Below are 466 nucleotides of genomic sequence, written 5' to 3'. Positions count from 1 at the left end.
AACGCGTTTAGGGGTTAACCTTAAGCAGCCAATGCATGTTTAATGCGATTAATGGGTTCATCGTTTTGCCAATTGATGTACTGCAATAGCGTCACAGAGGCTATTTTGCTAATCAATCTAGCTCGCAGTCCAGCAAATGTTTTGGCATAGTTTCGTTTGAGCATCATCTGATCACAGAGCTGCGAAAAAACCGTTTCCACCCGGCGCCGAGCGGTTTTAAACACCTTCGGCCACGGTCGATAGCCTCGCTGGTTGCGACGCATCGGCGTTTGAAGCTCAATCCCAGCACTGTAAAACAAATCAATCTGTTGCTTGCCGGACAGATATCCCTTGTCGGCCAGCAGCAGGCAATCGCTGAGCCCGCTGTGTTTAATATCTTTCAAATAGTGAACATCATGGACACTGGCTTTGGTCAGATCCATGCTCTGATAGACCCCGTCCAAACTCACTACCAAATGCAGCTTGT

Annotated in this window: 1 protein-coding gene; it reads right to left on the bottom strand. The window is 47.9% G+C overall.

Features of this window, described 5'->3' with window-relative positions:
• Nucleotides 1-20 precede the first annotated feature (20 nt).
• Nucleotides 21-466 (bottom strand): transposase (locus ACG2E4_RS18530; RefSeq protein ID WP_395277517.1); only part of this gene is annotated, 446 nt, incomplete at its 5' end.

The sequence above is a fragment of the Halalkalibaculum sp. DA384 genome (genome assembly GCF_043951955.1).
Lineage (GTDB): Bacteria > Bacteroidota > Rhodothermia > Balneolales > Balneolaceae > JAMQKA01.
The sequence above is the reverse complement of the archived record's forward strand: the minus strand, read 5'-3'. Positions and strand labels throughout refer to the sequence as shown.